The organism is Cohnella sp. LGH (assembly GCF_017671885.1).
Lineage (GTDB): Bacteria > Bacillota > Bacilli > Paenibacillales > Paenibacillaceae > Cohnella > Cohnella phaseoli.
In genome coordinates this window covers 5,082,849-5,100,860 of record NZ_CP072117.1, presented here as the reverse complement: position 1 = coordinate 5,100,860, position 18,012 = coordinate 5,082,849, and the positions used below count along the sequence as shown (strand labels likewise).

Genomic DNA, 18,012 nt, shown 5'->3' with positions numbered 1-18,012 from the left:
ATTGTTAATTAATGTTAATTTTGAGAATGGAATAGTTATCTACAACGACCTTAAACTTAACGTAAACGAACCCCTAGGTAATCAAATGGAAAATTTAAAAGAAGATTTGTTACAGGTAAGTTTTAAAGACAAACTAGTTATTGATGTCGGGTGGTTTCCTTCATTCTCAAGAGATGGCTCATTCAAAATTGTAGTCATTAAGGATTATGATTGGGAGAATCCTATTTATCAAAATACATGTCGCTCAGTAGAGGAATTGATAAATTGCTTGGAAAAATCACTTTCTGTGGTTAAAGCAAACTTATAGAATGAAACACTTTTTGCCGATAAGCCGTCTAATGCTTGCGCCTCAAGCCAGTGAATGATTTAAACTAACCTGATACAGAGTAACCGGCTTGCCCACAAGTTGATTCCCCTACAGGAGTGGCTTGCAGCCTTTCATTTCCGTTAGACAGATTTTCTGTCACCAACGTTTAGAAAGGCTATAAGCCGCCCTGCGGCCAACGAATCAACAGCGGGCAAGCCATTTGTTTCATCACAGGTTTGGGCCATGGCGCGGCTGTCGCCGGGCCAGCAAATCTAACCCTTGCCTTGCGGCAGCATAGAAGAACTAACCCTAACCTGATGACCAGAGCAAACGGCTTGCCCACAAGTTGATTCTCCCGCAGGAGTGGCTTGCAGCCTTTCATTTCCGTTGGACAGATTCCCTGTCTTCAACGTCCAGAAAGGCTGTAAGCCGTCTTGCGGCTCATGAATCAACAGCGGGCAAGCCGTTTGTTTCCATCTGGTTTGGATTCAGGGCAATTGGTTGTCACCGTCAGGTACGATCTTAAACCCTTCCGCCTTCGGCGCTAAGCAATTGATTTAAAGACCTTCCCCCCTCCCCGGTTTTGATTTGTAATGCTTCGATGATTCGACAAAATCACCCAGATTTATACTGTTTTTTGGTATAATGATACCAGGCATGCAGAATATACATTCACTAATTGATTACTAGCTCATTCGTATTCTAAACGACCTTTGAGGATTATTAATCATAAACCAGGGTTTCACAATAGCCAATAAAATGATCACATAAAAGGTTTAGTAGAACTTTCCGTCAAACCTCTTCCTACAAAGTAGAAAGACGTAACTTTGTGAAAAGAGCCATTCCTGTAATGAAGAAATTTGCTCTTTGAAAACAGAAAGCGCCACTTGTTATACTGGGAACCGTTCCGCCAAGAACAAATCCCACATACGAAAGAGGCGCTCACAATGAAGTATAAGTTGAAGCAGAAAAAGAATCAACAGATTACACGAATTACCGAATCGACACTGGTGGTCGGTGCGGACATTGCCAAGAAAGTGCACGTAGCTCGCGCGGTAGATTTTCGCGGGATCGAACAAGGTAAAGAATGCGTGTTCCATAATGACCAGGAGGGGCTAACGAAGCTCGTAACGTGGATGAAGGAACTCGGGCAGGCACATGGCAAGACGGACATTATCTTTGGCATTGAGCCCACCGGCCACTATTGGTTTGCGTTAGCTGCTTTCTTGCAAGACCAAGGCATTCAGGTCGTTATTGTAAATCCGCATCATGTCAACAAAACGAAAGAGCTCGAAGACTTTCACCGACGAAGAGCGATTACAAGGATGCCAAAGTCATTGCAAAACTGATTCGGGACGGGAATTATTCGGAACCGAAGCTGCCGACGAAGGAATTCGCAGAACTGCGGATCCTGATGAACCTGCGCGAGAAGGTGTCGGACAGTTTGACCCAAGTGAAAAGCCGCATTGGTAATTGGTTCGACCGCTTCTTCCCAGAGTACACAAGCGTGTTTAAGGACTGGAGCGGCAAGGCATCGCTCCTGACCCTGCGCACCTTTGCGCTCCCTGCAGACATCGTCGCCAAAGGGGCCAGAGACGTCCTGGTCCACTGGAAGACGGAGGTCAAACGTGGCGTGGGAATCAAGCGGGCGGAAGCGCTCTACGCGGCCGCCACAGCCTCCATTGGGTTGACGGAAGGAATCGTAGCGGCTCGAGTGGAACTGAACATACTTTTAGCGCAGTTCGACCTATTTAACGAGCAGCTTGAGGCCATTATGGCTCAGGTGGAGGAGATTCTAGAGGGGATCCCGGGAACGACAGAAATGCTGACCATACCCGGAATCGGCATCCTCACCGTCGCCGGATTTCTGGCGGAAGTCGGTGACCTGAATACCTACGATCATGGTCAACAAATCATTCGTCTGGCCGGGCTGAATCTCATGGAAAACAGCTCCGGAAAACGTAAAGGCCAGACAGGCATAACCAAGCGAGGGCGGTCACGCCTGCGAGCGCTGGTGTACCGGGCGATCATGCCGATGGTAGCGAAGAACGCAGAGTTTCAGGCGCTACACCGCTATTTCACGACGCGAGGTCAGAATCCGCTAAAGAAGAAACAGTCGCTCATCGCGTTGTGTGGCAAACTCATTCGAGTCCTGTATACGCTGGGGACAAAGCAACGCGTGTATAACGCCATTGATGTTGTTGGCCCCGTTCGGCAAGTCCAGTTACAACAATTGGCTGCTTAATATCAAGGAAGCAACCGCCTGCAATCTCGATTATTCACAAGTGAACAATTAAACAACGGAAGCACCGGAGAAGCCGACGAACTACACACCGTAAGGGCAACGACCCTGTAAAGGAGCGAGAATCGGCATCCACCCCTTGAGAGGTAGAACGAAGGAATGTAAGGGCATAGACCCAGTGTGACATGGGAGGGTAAACCCCAAGGGCGAAATGTGGAGATCCACTGTGCGGTCATACCAATTATCCACAGTTTTGGAATCCAAACGATCCTAAGCTTTGTTCCCGCCTACGCCCTTACAGAAAATCGTGGTGAGACTACATTCTCCACCAGCACCTCTAGAGCTGTCAAAGTTGAAATACTGAGAATAAGCGAGAAAACAGGCGAAAACATTACTTTATAGTGGGAGGTGTTTAATTATTATTACTAAAATAGAAATAAAAAGGTTGGTGTTACGATGCATACAGCGAGACATCCGATTGTTAATCCATTAAAAATAGATACTAATAACCCGTATCATGTATTTAATCAAATGTACGATAAGTCCAAAGACTTTAAATTGATGCAGAGCATCTTAAATGAAGTCAAAAAATATGACATATTTGACTTTATAGCAAGAGTATCTGCTTTAAATCTTGTACCGGAAAATCAGAATAAAAGCATTTTATTTGATGCTCTTATTGCATCATTACTTTCAATAAAGCGTGCTGAATATACTTCTTTCAATAAAATGAGTAATGGTAAGTTCCGAAGAGTCATTAGTCAGGTTGAGAGTATGGATTTGAAGCTTGGTTTAGACCCCTCAGAAAATGCATTTATTGAGAATGTAATGTTTTATAATAATTATTTTGTTTTTCCGGGAATTAATTATAAACCAGGATATTGTCTTCAAATGATGATTAAAACTTTATTTTTACAGGCTAATAGTTTTGAAACAGATTTTATAAAAACTGCTGCTAAATTAACTCGTCTGGTACTTACAATATCCGATTTAGCTGCGACACAGTTGGGATATAAATTAGAAAATCTCTGCAGATTAGAACACGGTAATATTGTAGTTCCTGATAGTGAAAAATTAAAAAGAATGTCGGAGCTTTGTTTTGTTGATGATGACTATATTCGACATATAGTTGAAGACGATTCTATGGTAGAAGAACTATACTCAAAATTCGGGCAAGGAGACTTAGAAACCGCTCTGAATACTGATCATCATCATTTTTTTAAGATGCCATTTATTAAGACAGAAGATGGTAGATCAATAATTATCAATATATCTATTTTATCATCATTTGTATTTCATAAAATTATCTGGTTGGCAGACAAGTATGGGTGTAGACAAGAGCTTATTGATGCATATAATGCTTCCGCTTGGAGAGATTGTCGTAGATCACTTAGTATGTTGGGGCATAAAAAAATACAAGAAAAAAATTGGGGAATTAATTTATTGGAGTGCAATCATTACAAAGAAATACTTCTTAATGTTTGTAACAATCAGATTATGATCATGACGTTCATATGTGATGACGGTAAGGATTATTCAAATGACTTAATGTTTTCTATGTATCCATCTGATCATTCTAATGAAATCTTAAATGAAAGAATACAGTATTTACATGATAAATTATCACTTCAAAATATAAATTATGAGGATATTTTTCATGTAATTATTATAAATTCGTTCGGCAGAGCAATGCTGGTGGGGATGAATTCCAGCTATTATTATAAACCGTTGTCTTTGAACCCGCATGATTTAAAATGTATTGCTATAAATGAAAGATCAAACGATATATTCTTACCTAGATACATTAGGGCTAGGAATAAACTGAAGTCGGGTATCCCCAATTTATTTAGCGAATTAAATAGTATTGAGGTATATGTAGATAATCAATACTCGTTCTATTTAAATGATGAGTTTAATCCAAAGAACAGCATGCTATATATTGGAGGTGGGGATTCAATTGATTACATTCTTAGAGCTGTTAACAAAGAAAAAAGACATTTGGTTGAATCCTACGAAAAAGGCTACTTTGTAGAAGTCGTATTAAATGATGAAAAAAGAGGTATATTTACAGAGGCAACATCTGAGGTCCATAGGGCCTCAATGTTGGTTGAATTTCCACATGTATGCATTTGGATCTTTTCTCCTGAAGTAAATGAATTTGAGAGCATCAATATATATTTCTCAATTGTTGATTCCATTTCATACTGGCTTGCAGAATGTAGAGAGGTTATAGAACGTTGCACTTTTACAGTTGATACAGTAAAAGTGCAGATCGAGCTAACAGGAAATTATGAAGAATATTATTATGAAGCAGAACAAACAGTGAACTGGGCAGATGGAGTTAGTTTTATGGTTAACGACAATAATGTTACCTTAAATTGGACTCCAGAAGCTTATAGGGTTTTAAGTTGTAAAGATAATAGTATTGAAAGACAAATGATGGAGTCTATATTTGATGTTCTGAAAAAATTCACTGTTGAGGGAAATATAAAAACAAAGCAATTTGATAGTATTTTCGCAAATCCAATGAAAAAGAAGTTTTTTGCACTGGAGTATACGAGCAATCCCTACTTTAAACCTTTAGTAGATGGAGATATTAGAAAAATAAAACCTGAAGATGAGAATGAATTATTAGATGAAATCGGAAGTGCAGTTCTGGCTTCTGGAAAGTGGTCATATGGAATTGTTAAAGATGAAGAAAGATCAACTATAGCAAATTATGTAGTAGGCTATTTATACAAATTATTGCAAAAGCAAGTAGAAGAGCTTCAATCGACTTATTTGGTAGAACTGATATGCCTTGATTTGGAAAAAGTCATGTATAATTTGATGCTTACACAGATGAGATATGCATATGATGTTGCTTGCTACCCGGAAAAGCAAGAGAAAATGTTCGAAAATTTTAATGAGTTGAACAAGACCTCTAGGGCTCTGAAATTTCTGGCTGAATACATTGCCGCATGTCCACCGAATGGAACGCAAATATTAGGGGAATGGAAATATGAAAAATTACTCGCCATTTGTTCTTTAATAATTGATTGGGCATATAAAAATGATTTGTTTTATTACAACATTTTCAATACACCCGTTGAAATATTAAAATCTGATAGGGTCGGAATGAGGCAGGATGAGTTTAATAAATTGAACGCGATTAATTTCAAAGAACGAGAAGTACAATTGAAATATAGTTCTTCATCTGTATTTAGAGAAAATTTACCACACACGGAATTCCATAATGTGGCAGAAGATTTAAATACGGCCTTTCTAGATGAGTATGGTTTTTCATTTGATGATTTTTGTAATTGCATTTTTGGAATACTATCTTACGGTAATGAGATTACTGATGAAGTTAAAAGAGCAGATAAAAGTGAATTGATCTCTTGGCTAGTGGAGAACGGTACAGACTTAAATACTGAGAAAATGGAAAACGTACTTCAGTATATTTCCTTAACTAAACGAGAGGATTATTTAAAACCGGCACGACCATACAGATCAGAGGATGTTTATCCTTGGCGTTTCAATAGAGAATTATCTTTTTCAAGAAGACCGATTATCCTAAGGGAAAATGAAGTCATTTGGGGAAATAGGCAATTATTCCATATGCTGAAGTTTACTTTGGATTTAATTCATGAAGGCCAGTTAAAAACAAGAGGAAAAAAACTAGCTGCATTAATAGGAAAAATTAGTAATAAACGTGGAGATGATTTTAATCATAAGGTATTTAATAAAATAAATGAAATGCCGGGTTTTATCGTTGATAAAAATATTAAGAAAATAAATCAAAAGAATATAGCTGATGAGAAAGGAAATACACTGGGGGACATAGATGTTCTGTATATTCTTCCTAATCGAAAGCAGATAGTGGTTGTGGAGGTTAAGGATTTTAACTATTCTAAAAGTCCTTACGAAATGGATTGTGAGTATCAAAAAATGTTTGTGGATAAGGGTGATAAGAAATCTTTTGCAACAAAACATAAAAGACGTGCTGTGTGGGTAAAAGAACACTTGGAAGATTTAAAAACGCAATATCGATTAGCTGGAGATGGTTGGACCGTTAAACGTATTTTTATTGTAAGTGAGTCGATAATTAGCAATGCATTTTATAATGCCGGTGAGACTATTATTACGTTTAGTGAAATATCAAAGGATAGACTACAGAGAGTATGATAGAAAGATTAATAGAATAGGAATTTCCGACAATCCGGCGAGACTAAATAGTTTCGCTTCTTTTTGAGACACTCAAATAATTCGTTTTAACATGTTTCTGCCGGACTAAAGGGCCAATGCCTCTAATCCTCGAATATGAGGTTAGGTAATGCTGTCCTGAAGTAACCTTTCAAATTCTTCTCTTTCGAAGACTATTTATTCTAATTTGCTCTTTTTGTTTTTTAATAGTTGCTCGTTCTTTTTCTCTTTTTTCTTTTTGGAATTTATCTACATCCGAAACCAATTCTTTTAGTAATCTATCGATTGCTATATAAATAACAACTGCAGAATATATAAATAAAGTGTCAAATGATTGAATACTCGCTAAATCGCTTACTAATTGAGAGAACTTCCCATACGTATCATAGATGGTGTATACAATAATAATTAAATAAACAATCAATCTCCTCATAAATACGACTTCGTAATTATTGAATTTAATACGCTTAAAGTTAAAGTTAATATATACCCATGCATTCGCATATAATGGTAGAAAAAGTAATGAGTAGAAGTAATCTATTTCGTTCCAATTCAACTTTAACATTATTAAAAGAGATAAGTATAGAGGAATGATCAAATAATATAAGTGAACGAAATGCTCAATAAAAAGAAAAAAGCGTCTAAAAAAATATTTCTGCCAAATCGATCGTTGAATAATCCAACCAATGATCCCACTTTGTTACAGAACTCCTGTCTCCAGCGTCTAGAAAGGCTGTAAGCCGCCCTCCGGCTCACGAATCAACTTGTGTTGCCGTGACGGAGATCGAGGGCAGCGGAGGCACGCGTTTCCTTGTTTCCTCGGGCGTGCTGGCTAAGCAGGTATGGCTGCGCGCCGAAAGCGAAGGCCGCTTCTCCGACAACTTCTTCGACGTCGTGCCGGGCAAGCCGGTCGAGGTGGAATTCCAGCACCGCGCCCCAGGTCAGACATCCAGCGTTCCGGCTGCGGCCGGAGTCGTAACCGCTACCTCGATGAAAGATTATTTGGCTTAAGATATATTCCGAACAGCCGGGAGATGAAGCAGAGCTTGTTTCTGCTTCATCTTTTCGTCTCTGGATTGATGTTTTCCCCACCCGAAGTTGACTTGTGGGAAGTTAGTGTTATAATTTGTTTGAACGTTCATTCAATATTAGGGGGTTTATATGGGACCAAAAACAGATAACAACACCAAGATCAGACTTGTTGCAGCAGCCTTGAAAGTGCTTGCCGAGCAAGGATATCATAAAACCTCGATGAAGGAAATTGCCAGAGAGGCTGGCGTCGCGCAAGGCTTGATCAATTATTATTTTCCCAGCAAGGACGATCTGATGTTTGAAGTATTCCAGATGGAGAGTCTTAAGTATGCGGAGGAGATGCAACGGATCGCGGACATCCCGAAGGGCGAGCATTTCATACGGCATGCCCTGGAGGTTCCCAAGGGGATGGTGAATGCCTACCCGGACTGGCATCGATTGCGTTACGAGCTGTTTGCAATCGGACTTCGCAGCGAGGCTGGTAGACAAAAAATAAAAGAAAGCCTGGCTGCAGGACGTCGTCTTGTCCATCAATCTTTGGATACTTTTTTGAATAACGATCATGTCAACAAATCGGCATTGGCCTCGATTATAAACGCGGTCATCGATGGACTTGCGCTAGAGCTTATGGCGGACCCGAATTATGATATTGAAGCCGCCTATCTTACATTCGCAGAGCTGCTCGAAGCTTATTTGTCGGAGGGAAGGAGATGATTTTTTTTGAATTATTATTGAATGAACGTTCAAACAAAAAAAGGAGGAGATAAGCAATGCTAGAGTATGCAAGCCTGGTTTTATGGCTGCCTTATATCGCTTTATTGGTACACACAATAGAGGAACTGCCCGAATTCTCATCGTGGTCGACCCGTCATTTTCGAGATATGTCTGCCATGCAGCATGCCGTCATCCAATCTATTATGTTGATTGTTTTGTTAGTATGCTCCGTCATGGCAACGGCCGAGGAGAGCAATGGCGTCTGGATCATTATAGTTGCAGGATTTCAGCTTCATGTCGGTCTTAATGCATTGTTTCATATCGTCATGGCCGTTCGTTTTCGTGAATATTCTCCAGGGATGCTGACGGGCATCGCGGTGTCTCTTCCGACGACCTTCGTGTTTTTTGGTTATGTAAGCCAGCATGCCATCCTGACAGGGACGGCATACGCGATTGCGATAACGGCCGGAGTGCTGCTGGCCGCTGCTGCTGTCGGAAATTTATTTCTACCCCGCAAGTCCAACAAAAAAACGATGAGGGCGGAGATATAAGATGATTTTGTTCCTTGTAGTGCAAATGTTTCTCGCAATTCTTTTCCTGTTCTCCGGCTCTGGCAAGCTACTCGGCTGGTCTTCATACAAAAGAAGCTTTGAGCATTTGCGATTGTCCAAACGCATTCGCATCCTGGCAGGAATTGTTCAATTAATGGGGAGCATTGGATTAATTACAGGCTTTTGGTTCTCCTCGGCGACGGCAGCATCTGGCCTACTATTGTCGTTTACGATGTTTGCGGCCATTGCATCGCATATTCGAGTCAAGGATACACTGGTTCAAACCGCGCCTGCGATCTTTGTATGCATGCTCACCGTTTTACTGCTCTTCATATAGGCAGCGTTGCATCTGATGACCGGTCTCAGTAAGAGTTTTCAAAAACTATGAGGTGTGCCGTTTTCGCGAATCCAAACGTAAGCAACCCGCCTTCCAAGGGAAAGCGGGTTGCGTCCATAATGGGGCAATTGAGATGTTTCGATCTTCAACGGCGGCTAGTCTTAATAAAACCCGCCGGCGAAGCCACCGCCGTAACCTCCTCCGCAGCCACCGCCGAAGCCGAACGGGACGACGAACAACGCCGCGATTAACGCTAACGCGATTGCCGCGCCAAAGAAAAAGAACGAAATATGCGCTTTTGTTTTAGCTCGTTTGGCATGCCGTTTTTTTAGCCGATTGTAAGTCGGGCCTTTGCCTTTGTTGATAGCGGAAAAGTAGAGACGACCGTTTTTGTACGCTTTGATCGTACAGCGCAGCATGGAGCCGTCCTTCAGTCTCGCTTGAACCGTCCTGCCGATATACGGCCGAAAAGAGGCTTCATTTAATGCAATTCGTTGCATATTGTAGACCTCTCTTTCCTATAAGCAGTGCCCGAGAATCGTTCGGTGAATTTGCTCCTGCATTCGTCAGCTACTCGGAAGACGCATTATTCGGAGATATGTGGAGAAGAGAAGGGTTATCGCTAAGAGATCGCGGTCTAATCACGATTGCAGCCTTAGTAGCGGGAGGGATGACAGAGCAACTCACCTATCACTTGCAATTAGCTGCTGATTTGGCGCGAATCTTAAAGGCGGAATAAGCCAGTGATAGGGGAGTAGCAGATAAATGCGCGGTGAAGCATCGAGCCGCGCATTTATCTTAATTAAGTGACTCAACTTTCGTAGCATGAAATTGGCAAACAAGCCCTGATGTAGCTGGGCAGACAGGCAATCCATTGCTGAAGTTGACGCTGAATCAAAGCCGAAAGCCTCTTTCCTGCTTTGGTGGCGATTTCGCTGACAAGATCGAGCAACTGTTGCAAGGCGACCGTCCAATCCAGCGTACCGACTTCGTAGCACAGCACATAAAACAAACCGCCGAACGTGCGTGCATCTGCGCTTTGCCGATGCTGCCAAGCCAGTAGCAGGTAGCGCGAAAAGACAATTGTGGTGTGGCTGATCAGCAAATCATAGGAGCGGCCTTGAAATTCCTTTTGCAAACGAAGCAGCGAATTGGTGCATTTGAAGAAAACCTCAATGTCCCAGCGGGTAGCGTAAATTCGAATGACATCCTCAACACAGAGCGTCAGATCTGTCGTCAGAACGGCGAGCCAATCATTTTTCTTCGAGCGGTTGCGGACGAATACCACATGAACCGGCGTACCGCAAGCCAGCTCCGTTCGGATCGAGCGGAGAATGCTGCGCTTCTTGCTCGCTACAGGTGCGGCTGCGAAGTAAAGCTCTTTAAGCGACAGCTTCTGGCCTTGCACAAGGAATCGTTTATTGTCGTTCTTGACCATGCCGATCACATCAAGTCCGCGGGAGATGGCAGCGATTCAGAATGGCTGGCTTGATGCTAATATTGTCATTGAAGAATCATTATTGGCGTTCAAACGCGCCGGATGCGACGGCATTTTGACTTATTTTGCCGTAGATATGGCGCGGCGGTTGAAAGAAGGACAATCTCTACATGAATAGGAGCAACCAGGCTCTATATTATTACTACGGCTATACCTAGTGAGAAATCTCCGCCTCTCTCTGTTAACGAGAGATGGGCGGCGATTTCTTGTTTTGATGCTGGCGGTAGCAGAATGTGAGCGTGGAAGAGACCGCGAACTATTTCGCAATGTATCATCAATCCTCTATTGTTTAATCAGTGACAACAAGTCACAGGGCTGCATCGTTACTTAGAGGCAAATGAATCTGGAGGGTGAACTGTTTATCCATGCTATCAATCGAAAGATATTCTTGATGATTTTCTATAATGCTATTACAGGTTTTTAAACCAATCCCTGTACTGTTTTCTTTATAAACTTCGGCATTAATATGGTTTCGATGACAGTGATTAAAGATTGGGAGCTTGAAGCAATCCGAACGGACCTGCCAGTTGGAGTACTTGGCAGCCAGGCTGTTGAACTGGCATTGACTCGCTTGGGCGATCCTTATAGCCAGCTTAAGGCAGGGCAGGGTGACTACACGGATTGCAGCTATCTCGTCCAGTGGCGCTATCAGCAATTGGAGATTGTTCTGCCGAGAACGGCGGCGGAGCAAGCGCGTTTATGGTGGACAACGGGCTGACACTTACTGCTGATGAACTAACGGTTGGCGACTTGATATTCTGGAGCTACGAGCAAAACAGACGATTTATGAATATTACGCATGTCGGCATTTATGCCGGTAACGGCAAGATCATTGATGCCTCCTCCAGTCGGGGGCAGGTGGTGTATCGGAATGACTGGGCCGAACCCGATACATCGTGCAGAGCCATTACAGGGGAACGGATACCTTGCGGGAGAAGCTTAGGCGACTGGTGCTTCGAGGCTGGGAGGACAAACAGAATAAAACACTTGAGAGGGGATCCGAGCGATTCCCTTCTTTGTGCAACAATACTTATGCTAACTGCTCAATCGGCACACTACTGTCGATCTCGAAAATCCATTATACTGAAATCAGCCGATTCATTGCTGGGGAAGGACGGACATGAAAAAACAGCAAGCCACTCGAACTGCGATCTATCGTCGTCTAAGCCGGGATGATGAGCAAAGCGGCGAGAGCATGAGCACAGAAAATCAACGGATTTTGCTGGAACGTTATGCGAGAGAAAACGGCTTTGAAGTGGTGGATATTTACACGGACGACGGCTGGAGCGGCACCAACTTCGACCGTCCTGATTTTCAACGGATGAAGCGAGATATTGAACTGGGCAAGATCGACATTGTGCTGGTCAAGGACTTGAGTCGATTGGGGCGCAATCAGATCGAAACGAGTCTCTGCATTCAAGTATTCTTCCCTGAGCATAACGTGCGTTTTGTAGCCGTCAGCGAAACATTGATACCGCCAAGGGCGAAGATGATTTCATGGAACTGCGCAATTTGTTTAACGAATGGTTTGTCCGCGATACGAGCCGAAAGGTCAAGAGCCGCTATCGTCAACGAGCCTTGAATGGTGATTACACAGGTACTATGTGATGGCAGTCAACCGGGATACGGCAAGTGCGAGAACGGTTTCGTTTGCCTTGTCCACGAAACCAGCTTCGGTGACCGAAGTATCCAAAGCGACCGGTCTGGATACGGCGACCAATGATAATGCGTCGACCGGCGTGTTGTCTTCCTCGTTCGCTCCGGGCGAGGGCCGACTGTACGTTTTGCCTTGAAGGAGGGAATGAAGTGAGGACGGAATCGATCAAAACCTATTATACAGCGATGGAAAGCCTGGTCGGCCGGTTCGACCGGGAGGCAAGAAGGCTGCGATTGGAGGCATCGGATGCCGACGCCTACGAGGCCTGGAAGACGAAGGCGAGGAGCGACTTGAGCGACTTGATCGGCATCGCGAGGATGGAGACGTGCGAGCTGCTGCCGGAGAGGCTTGAGATCGTCCAAGAGGATGGATACCGCCGCGAGAAATGGCTCATCCAGACGGAGCCAGGCGTCTGGATGCCGTTCTATCTGCTGCTCCCCGACGATCTGCAGCCGGGCGAGCGACGGCCTTGCATGATCGCGGCGCACGGGCACGGAACGGCAGGGAAGCTGTCACCGGCAGGCCGTACGGACATTCCCGCGTTAGCCGAGCGCATCGCCAGAGAGCATACCGACTATGGCGTATCCTTCGTCCGGCGGGGATACCTTGTGCTCTGCCCGGATGCGAGGGGCTTCGGCGAACGCCGGGAATCGTCGGGACAGGGCGACGAGGAGAACCTGTTCCTCTCCAGCACCTGCAACCAGTTGAACGTCATGGCGATCAGTCTGGGCCTGTCGCTGACCGGGATGTGGACATGGGATCTGATGCGCCTCCTCGATTATATCGGGACCCGGGCGGATATCGCTCAGGATCGGATCGGATGCTGCGGCTTGTCCGGGGGCGGATTGCAGACGCTCTGGCTGTCGGCTCTCGACAAGCGGGTGAGCTGCGCGGTCGTCAGCGGTTATTTCTACGGGTACAAGGACGCCTTGCTGAAGCTGTACAATTGCTCTTGCAATTATGTCCCCGGGTTATGGGAGCGCGTGGACATGGGCGATATCGCGGCTTTGATCGCGCCGCGGCCGCTGCTGATCGAGACGGGAGATCAAGATCCGCTCAATGGCGAGCGGGGCGTGGGCAATGTCGTCGAACAGGTGGACATCGCCGCGCAGGCTTACAGGCTGACGGGTGCGCAGGAGCGCCTCGTCCATCATATCTTTGCGGGCGGGCACATATGGAACGGCGACCGAACCTATGACTTCACGAAGCGATGGTTGGGTCGATGATGGAGCGGTTAAGCGGGGACACCTGCTTAACCGCTTTTTTGGAGTTGTCAAGAAAAATGCAGTTTGAAAACACTCTCATGCAGAAATCCCTTTACTACGCGGCTTGAGACAGCATTCTTTCGCGATAAATAGCCGGGGCCAGCCCCCTGGATTCGTGGTGTAGATCCGCCGCCTGTTGTAGTAAACCATGATGTACCGTATTCATCAGAATCTGCAACCCAGCGAAGTTCATTACCTCGCTTTTCAAAAACTTTGTAAGCAGAACTACCATGACCTTCTGTATCTCTAGCCCAGCAGAGCCCTGTATTCTTGAAAATCCGACACCTTGGAGTTATTAATATTATAGTTAATTTTATCAGTTGCCCCAGTCTTGATATCCCATAATGTAGTCCTATTAAGCATCCCCATTATTAGGACTTCTTTTAAGGTCAAAAGAGTGGCTCCCGCGCCTTCGCGTGGGCTGTGCTCTATATCATGCGGTGGAAGTATTCGAGAAACGCAGGATTGCGCGGCGTTTTCGTTCCCCGGTGAACGACAAGCTGCCGGATCGCCAGCGACATGAAGATGTTGTGCAAGGAGCGGTCGCCTTGCGTGCTCTTGTAGTAGCGGCCTTGCCGCTGGAACCGGCGAAGATCGGAACAATGCCGGCGTACCGCACCAGCTCGTCGGCTGTCTTGAATCTTGTATGTCCCCAATCTCGGCGGTGAGTTCCGCTGCCCTGACCACATCGACGCCGGTAATCGCGTCCACAAATATATGTAGGGGTTTGTCGTTGGCCTTTCATGCGTCCTCTATCAGACAAGAAACGCCGACAATCCGTCGTAGTTTTTTTGCTGAATCCGCAATCCCCGCAGTGTCCCCTAAGTACCCCTCACTAAAGTGATAATCGCTGACAATGGGAATCCAAAGAAGTCACAATTGCGATAACGCTTACTTTAGCATCCTTGCTACAATTCAATTGGAAGAACAAGGGGGAGCGCTTTACGCATTTATAGCGAGGGAATGTTAGCGTCCTGCGCTTTGCTCGTCCCGACACCATCAGCGAATTGACAGCATTGCTGCAATTATTAAGGAGGATTTATGAAGCAGTTTGCCAATATTTCCATACATGAAAATGGGCTGTATTTCCAAGCGGAAGTTACGGATAGCAGAGATGTTCGATTGCTGCATTTCTCGCCGTTTCCGCAGGCTGCAGATGAGCTTGAAGCCGAAGAGGTTCGGCGCAAGTTTCGCATCGTCGAAATTCAGGCAACGGGTCTGAATCAGGACGATCATCACGGCTCCAAATATACGGGCACATTGCCTGGTTACCGGTTGAAATATGTAACTCACCACGACGGACGCAATGCCCATGGCCGCAAGCTGGAAATCGTTATGGAGGATGACGGGCTAGTCGTGACGGTGCATTACCAGTTTTTCGATCAAATCCCGGTCGTACGTGCCTGGACCGAAGTCGCGAATCGCTCGAATAGCTCTGTTGCGCTTGAATATATCTCCTCCTTCGCCCTGACAGGTATCGCCAAGGGAGGGGATACGAGTTGGGAACATCAAGGCCGTCTATATGTCGCGCATAATACATGGCATGGCGAAATGCAGTGGAGAAGCCATACGATGCCGGAACTCGGATTGACGCGGGCGAACAACTCGTCCTTGAAGCGGCTTTCTTACGGCACTTCAGGAACATGGTCGTCCGAGGGCTTCATACCGATGGGATGCTTCGAGAATAGCGCTCAGGGTACCGCCTTAATCTGGCAAATCGAACACAACGGCTCCTGGCATTGGGAGATTAGCGATGCGGCGAACCAACTTTACTTGCAGCTGAGCGGGCCGACGGAAAATGAAAATCATTGGTGGAAAAAGCTTGCGCCGGGGGAGACGTTTGTATCGGTTCCGGTTGGCGTCGGTATTGTCAAAGGCGGCTTTGAACAGGCGGTCGGCCAGCTTACCCGATATCGCCGGGCGATCAGACGGCCCAACAGGGACAATGAACGACTTCCCGTTATTTTCAATGACTATATGAACTGTCTGTTCGCCGATCCGACGACGGAGAAAATCATACCTTTGGTCGATGCCTCCGCCAAGGCGGGGTGCGAATATTACTGCATTGACGCCGGCTGGTATACGGACGGAGACTGGTGGGATTCAGTCGGGCTGTGGGAGCCTTCGCAGCAGCGCTTTCCCGGCGGATTAAAAGAAGTTACGGACTATATACGCAGTAAGGGGATGGTTCCGGGTTTATGGCTGGAGCTTGAAGTGATGGGGATTCGGTGTCCGCTTGCGAGCCAAGTAAGCGACGACTGGTTTTTCGTACGGCATGGAGAACGGGTGATCGACCATGGCCGCTACCAATTGGATTATCGCAATCCCGAAGTGGTGAAGTATGCGGATGAAGTGATGGATCGGCTTATTGGAGAACTGGGAATCGGTTATATCAAAATGGACTACAACATTAATGCAGGAATCGGCACCGAGATTGACGCGGATAGCTTCGGCGACGGTCTTCTCCAGCATAATCGCGCCTATCTGCAGTGGCTCGACAACGTATTCGAGCGTTATCCCGAGCTCGTCATCGAAAACTGCGCAAGCGGGGGAATGCGCATGGATTATGCGCTGCTTAGCCGCCTTAGCATCCAGTCGAGCAGCGATCAGACGGATTATCGCAAATATGCCGCTATTGTTGCAGGAGCTCCGGCGGCTCTAACCCCCGAGCAATGTGCGGTCTGGTCTTATCCGCTCAGGGACGGCACCGAGGAAGAAGTTATTTTCAACCTTGTCAATTGCATGCTGATGAGAGTACACCAGAGCGGGCATTTGGCGGAAATTTCGCCGAATCGCTTCGAACTCATTCGAGAAGGATTGGAATTTTATAAAAAAATTCGAAATGAGCTGGCAGTTGGTTTGCCATTTTGGCCGCTAGGGCTGCCTTCGTACGGTGATTCATGGTTAAGTCTGGGGCTGCGCTGCGAGTCTACGGCATACTTGGCGGTATGGCGTCTGGAAAGCGATGAAGACACCGTCGAATTGCTGTTACCGGAGTTAAAACATAAGACAACTGCAATTCGTTGCGGATACCCGCAACGACAAGATTGCGACTGGCATTGGGATCGGGAATCCGCGAAATTAACGATATCCATGCCGTCGATCCATAGCGCCAGACTCTTTGAATTGCTGATGGAGAAGTGAAATTTTGCCTGAATTTAATCGCCTTCCGCTTTGCCTGTATGGCAAGTAGGGGGGCTCTTTTAATAGCTGCGAACTTCCGGGCATTGAACTTTAGTCTATTGTGCTAGATACAATCTTCATACAAAATAAGACTAAATTTGCTGGAAAGGATCGATACGAAAATGGAAATCGGATCGTTGTTCCAACCTAATCTGCTGCAGCAGGATTTCGAGCCTCAAATTATGGCCTACTACTTTAAGCAATATCAGAATCTATCGATGAATTTCCATCATCACAACTTGACGGAAATTATGTACGTGATCAGCGGAGAATGCTTTGTCGAGCTTAAACTGGCAAATGGCGTAACGGATCGCGTGGAACTGAAAAAGGGCGAATTCATTTTGCTGGACGGGAATGTCCCTCATCGACTCATCGTGGATGAAATCGCCTGCAGAATGTTAAATGTAGAATTTCACTTCACTAAACGCCAAGATATCTTTCCTTCCATGAAGGAGCTGGCGGAGAAGGAAGAATCGTTTGCAGCCCTTGTCCGCTTCCAGGGTCCTTATTTGCTGCTGGCCGACCCGGATGAGCTGTACCATGTGCTAAAAAGTCTCGTGCTTGAACTGGACAACCAATATTCGGAAGACGGGGCGATGGCGAGAATATTATTCATGCAGCTGTTGATCCGTATCTCCCGGCTCTGGGAACAATCCAAGGAAGGGCAGCCGCAGACAAACTACTATATTAAGAAGTGCATAGAGTATTTGCAGCATAATTACGATCGTCAAATACGCGTTAAAGAGATCGCCGCTCATGTTAACCTGCATGTGGGCTATCTTCAACGTATCTTTAAATCCGTTACCGGTTCGACGATTACGGAATACTTGACATCCCTGCGGATGGAGAAGGCCAAAATGCTGCTGTTGAGAACCGATAGTCCGATTATTGATATTTCCGAATATGTCGGAATGGGGAGCCGGCAACATTTTCATTCCTTATTTAAACAGTATACGGGCTGGACGCCGGTAACCTACCGCAATTCTGTGGATAAGCAACGTTTCAAGTATAAACCGGTGATAATTCATGACAGCTAAAAAC

17 protein-coding genes and 4 pseudogenes are annotated in these 18,012 nt (G+C 45.3%); 16 read left to right on the top strand and 5 right to left on the bottom strand.

Features of this window, described 5'->3' with window-relative positions; genetic code table 11:
• Position 1 precedes the first annotated feature (1 nt).
• From J4772_RS22100 to J4772_RS22090, 3 genes and pseudogenes are all read left to right on the top strand, one after another.
• Positions 2 to 307, top strand: a complete 306-nt coding sequence (locus J4772_RS22100) for a hypothetical protein (RefSeq protein ID WP_209071413.1) — start codon at positions 2 to 4, stop codon at positions 305 to 307.
• A gap of 947 nt (positions 308 to 1,254) precedes the next feature.
• A pseudogene (locus tag J4772_RS22095) lies at positions 1,255 to 2,552 on the top strand (IS110 family transposase).
• Positions 2,553 to 3,005: 453 nt separating this feature from the next.
• Positions 3,006 to 6,716, top strand: a complete 3,711-nt coding sequence (locus tag J4772_RS22090; protein WP_209071412.1) for a hypothetical protein — start codon at positions 3,006 to 3,008, stop codon at positions 6,714 to 6,716.
• A 169-nt stretch (positions 6,717 to 6,885) separates the two neighbouring features.
• On the opposite strand, the gene J4772_RS22085 is transcribed toward J4772_RS22090, so the two are convergent.
• Positions 6,886 to 7,167 carry a hypothetical protein gene (locus tag J4772_RS22085; RefSeq protein WP_209071411.1) on the bottom strand — a complete coding sequence of 94 codons (282 nt, stop codon included), beginning with the start codon at positions 7,165 to 7,167 and terminating at the stop codon, positions 6,886 to 6,888.
• Between the two features lie 341 nt (positions 7,168 to 7,508).
• On the opposite strand from J4772_RS22085, the gene J4772_RS22080 reads away from it, so the two are divergent.
• From J4772_RS22080 to J4772_RS22065, 4 genes are all read left to right on the top strand, one after another.
• Positions 7,509 to 7,745, top strand: coding sequence for a glycoside hydrolase family 2 protein (locus J4772_RS22080; RefSeq protein ID WP_247740815.1), 237 nt, complete (start codon positions 7,509 to 7,511; stop codon positions 7,743 to 7,745).
• A 150-nt stretch (positions 7,746 to 7,895) separates the two neighbouring features.
• The gene (locus J4772_RS22075; protein WP_209071410.1) at positions 7,896 to 8,480 is read left to right on the top strand and encodes a TetR/AcrR family transcriptional regulator; all 585 of its coding nucleotides are present in this window, start codon (positions 7,896 to 7,898) and stop codon (positions 8,478 to 8,480) included.
• Between the two features lie 56 nt (positions 8,481 to 8,536).
• On the top strand, positions 8,537 to 9,031 hold the full coding sequence (locus tag J4772_RS22070; protein WP_209071409.1) for an HXXEE domain-containing protein: 495 nt from the start codon (positions 8,537 to 8,539) through the stop codon (positions 9,029 to 9,031).
• Between the two features lies 1 nt (position 9,032).
• Positions 9,033 to 9,368, top strand: coding sequence for a DoxX family protein (locus J4772_RS22065; protein ID WP_209071408.1), 336 nt, complete (start codon positions 9,033 to 9,035; stop codon positions 9,366 to 9,368).
• Between the two features lie 161 nt (positions 9,369 to 9,529).
• Here the strand turns inward: J4772_RS22065 and J4772_RS22060 are convergent, their stop codons facing one another.
• The gene (locus J4772_RS22060; protein ID WP_209071407.1) at positions 9,530 to 9,868 is read right to left on the bottom strand and encodes a hypothetical protein; all 339 of its coding nucleotides are present in this window, start codon (positions 9,866 to 9,868) and stop codon (positions 9,530 to 9,532) included.
• Between J4772_RS22060 and J4772_RS22055 the strand changes: the two are divergent.
• Positions 9,853 to 10,080, top strand: a pseudogene (locus J4772_RS22055) (carboxymuconolactone decarboxylase family protein); the annotation flags it as partial. The gene J4772_RS22060 and the pseudogene J4772_RS22055 overlap by 16 nt on opposite strands.
• 99 nt (positions 10,081 to 10,179) lie before the next feature.
• Here J4772_RS22055 and J4772_RS22050 read toward each other — a convergent pair.
• A pseudogene (locus J4772_RS22050) lies at positions 10,180 to 10,833 on the bottom strand (transposase); the annotation flags it as partial.
• Between J4772_RS22050 and J4772_RS22045 the strand changes: the two are divergent.
• A pseudogene (locus J4772_RS22045) lies at positions 10,832 to 10,984 on the top strand (porphobilinogen synthase); the annotation flags it as partial. The pseudogenes J4772_RS22050 and J4772_RS22045 sit on opposite strands and share 2 nt — an antisense overlap.
• 189 nt (positions 10,985 to 11,173) lie before the next feature.
• Here J4772_RS22045 and J4772_RS37600 read toward each other — a convergent pair.
• Positions 11,174 to 11,332, bottom strand: a complete 159-nt coding sequence (locus J4772_RS37600; protein WP_371822910.1) for a GHKL domain-containing protein — start codon at positions 11,330 to 11,332, stop codon at positions 11,174 to 11,176.
• 9 nt (positions 11,333 to 11,341) lie between these two features.
• On the opposite strand from J4772_RS37600, the gene J4772_RS37115 reads away from it, so the two are divergent.
• From J4772_RS37115 to J4772_RS22020, 5 genes are read left to right on the top strand one after another with little or no spacing between them, the layout of a single operon-like run.
• Entirely contained in the window at positions 11,342 to 11,584 is a 243-nt protein-coding gene (locus tag J4772_RS37115; RefSeq protein WP_247740814.1) for a C40 family peptidase, read from the top strand.
• Entirely contained in the window at positions 11,566 to 12,042 is a 477-nt protein-coding gene (locus tag J4772_RS37595; protein WP_209071404.1) for an NlpC/P60 family protein, read from the top strand. The genes J4772_RS37115 and J4772_RS37595 overlap by 19 nt, the downstream gene beginning before the upstream one ends.
• Positions 11,987 to 12,448: a recombinase family protein gene (locus J4772_RS22030; protein WP_209071403.1), complete on the top strand. Its 462-nt coding sequence runs from the start codon at positions 11,987 to 11,989 to the stop codon at positions 12,446 to 12,448. Before J4772_RS37595 ends, J4772_RS22030 begins: the two co-directional genes overlap by 56 nt.
• Before the next feature lie 25 nt (positions 12,449 to 12,473).
• Positions 12,474 to 12,659, top strand: a complete 186-nt coding sequence (locus J4772_RS22025; protein WP_209071402.1) for a hypothetical protein — start codon at positions 12,474 to 12,476, stop codon at positions 12,657 to 12,659.
• Positions 12,660 to 12,672: 13 nt separating this feature from the next.
• Positions 12,673 to 13,749 (top strand): alpha/beta hydrolase family protein, encoded by a 1,077-nt coding sequence (locus tag J4772_RS22020; protein WP_209071401.1) that lies wholly within the window; start codon positions 12,673 to 12,675, stop codon positions 13,747 to 13,749.
• A gap of 467 nt (positions 13,750 to 14,216) precedes the next feature.
• Here the strand turns inward: J4772_RS22020 and J4772_RS22015 are convergent, their stop codons facing one another.
• Positions 14,217 to 14,444, bottom strand: a complete 228-nt coding sequence (locus J4772_RS22015) for a hypothetical protein (RefSeq protein WP_209071400.1) — start codon at positions 14,442 to 14,444, stop codon at positions 14,217 to 14,219.
• Positions 14,445 to 14,829: 385 nt separating this feature from the next.
• On the opposite strand from J4772_RS22015, the gene J4772_RS22010 reads away from it, so the two are divergent.
• Together J4772_RS22010 and J4772_RS22005 are read left to right on the top strand one after the other, a co-directional pair.
• Positions 14,830 to 16,932 (top strand): glycoside hydrolase family 36 protein, encoded by a 2,103-nt coding sequence (locus J4772_RS22010; RefSeq protein ID WP_209071399.1) that lies wholly within the window; start codon positions 14,830 to 14,832, stop codon positions 16,930 to 16,932.
• A 161-nt stretch (positions 16,933 to 17,093) separates the two neighbouring features.
• On the top strand, positions 17,094 to 18,008 hold the full coding sequence (locus J4772_RS22005) for an AraC family transcriptional regulator (RefSeq protein ID WP_209071398.1): 915 nt from the start codon (positions 17,094 to 17,096) through the stop codon (positions 18,006 to 18,008).
• Positions 18,009 to 18,012: the final 4 nt, after the last annotated feature.

Coding starts and splice junctions, on each gene's coding strand:
- J4772_RS22085 (WP_209071411.1), bottom strand. CDS start 7,167: ATGAGGAGATTGATTGTTTATTTAATTATTATTGTATACACCATCTAT.
- J4772_RS22060 (WP_209071407.1), bottom strand. CDS start 9,868: ATGCAACGAATTGCATTAAATGAAGCCTCTTTTCGGCCGTATATCGGC.
- J4772_RS22025 (WP_209071402.1), top strand. CDS start 12,474: ATGGCAGTCAACCGGGATACGGCAAGTGCGAGAACGGTTTCGTTTGCC.
- J4772_RS22065 (WP_209071408.1), top strand. CDS start 9,033: ATGATTTTGTTCCTTGTAGTGCAAATGTTTCTCGCAATTCTTTTCCTG.
- J4772_RS22010 (WP_209071399.1), top strand. CDS start 14,830: ATGAAGCAGTTTGCCAATATTTCCATACATGAAAATGGGCTGTATTTC.
- J4772_RS22005 (WP_209071398.1), top strand. CDS start 17,094: ATGGAAATCGGATCGTTGTTCCAACCTAATCTGCTGCAGCAGGATTTC.
- J4772_RS22090 (WP_209071412.1), top strand. CDS start 3,006: ATGCATACAGCGAGACATCCGATTGTTAATCCATTAAAAATAGATACT.
- J4772_RS37595 (WP_209071404.1), top strand. CDS start 11,566: ATGGTGGACAACGGGCTGACACTTACTGCTGATGAACTAACGGTTGGC.
- J4772_RS22070 (WP_209071409.1), top strand. CDS start 8,537: ATGCTAGAGTATGCAAGCCTGGTTTTATGGCTGCCTTATATCGCTTTA.
- J4772_RS22030 (WP_209071403.1), top strand. CDS start 11,987: ATGAAAAAACAGCAAGCCACTCGAACTGCGATCTATCGTCGTCTAAGC.
- J4772_RS37115 (WP_247740814.1), top strand. CDS start 11,342: ATGACAGTGATTAAAGATTGGGAGCTTGAAGCAATCCGAACGGACCTG.
- J4772_RS22075 (WP_209071410.1), top strand. CDS start 7,896: ATGGGACCAAAAACAGATAACAACACCAAGATCAGACTTGTTGCAGCA.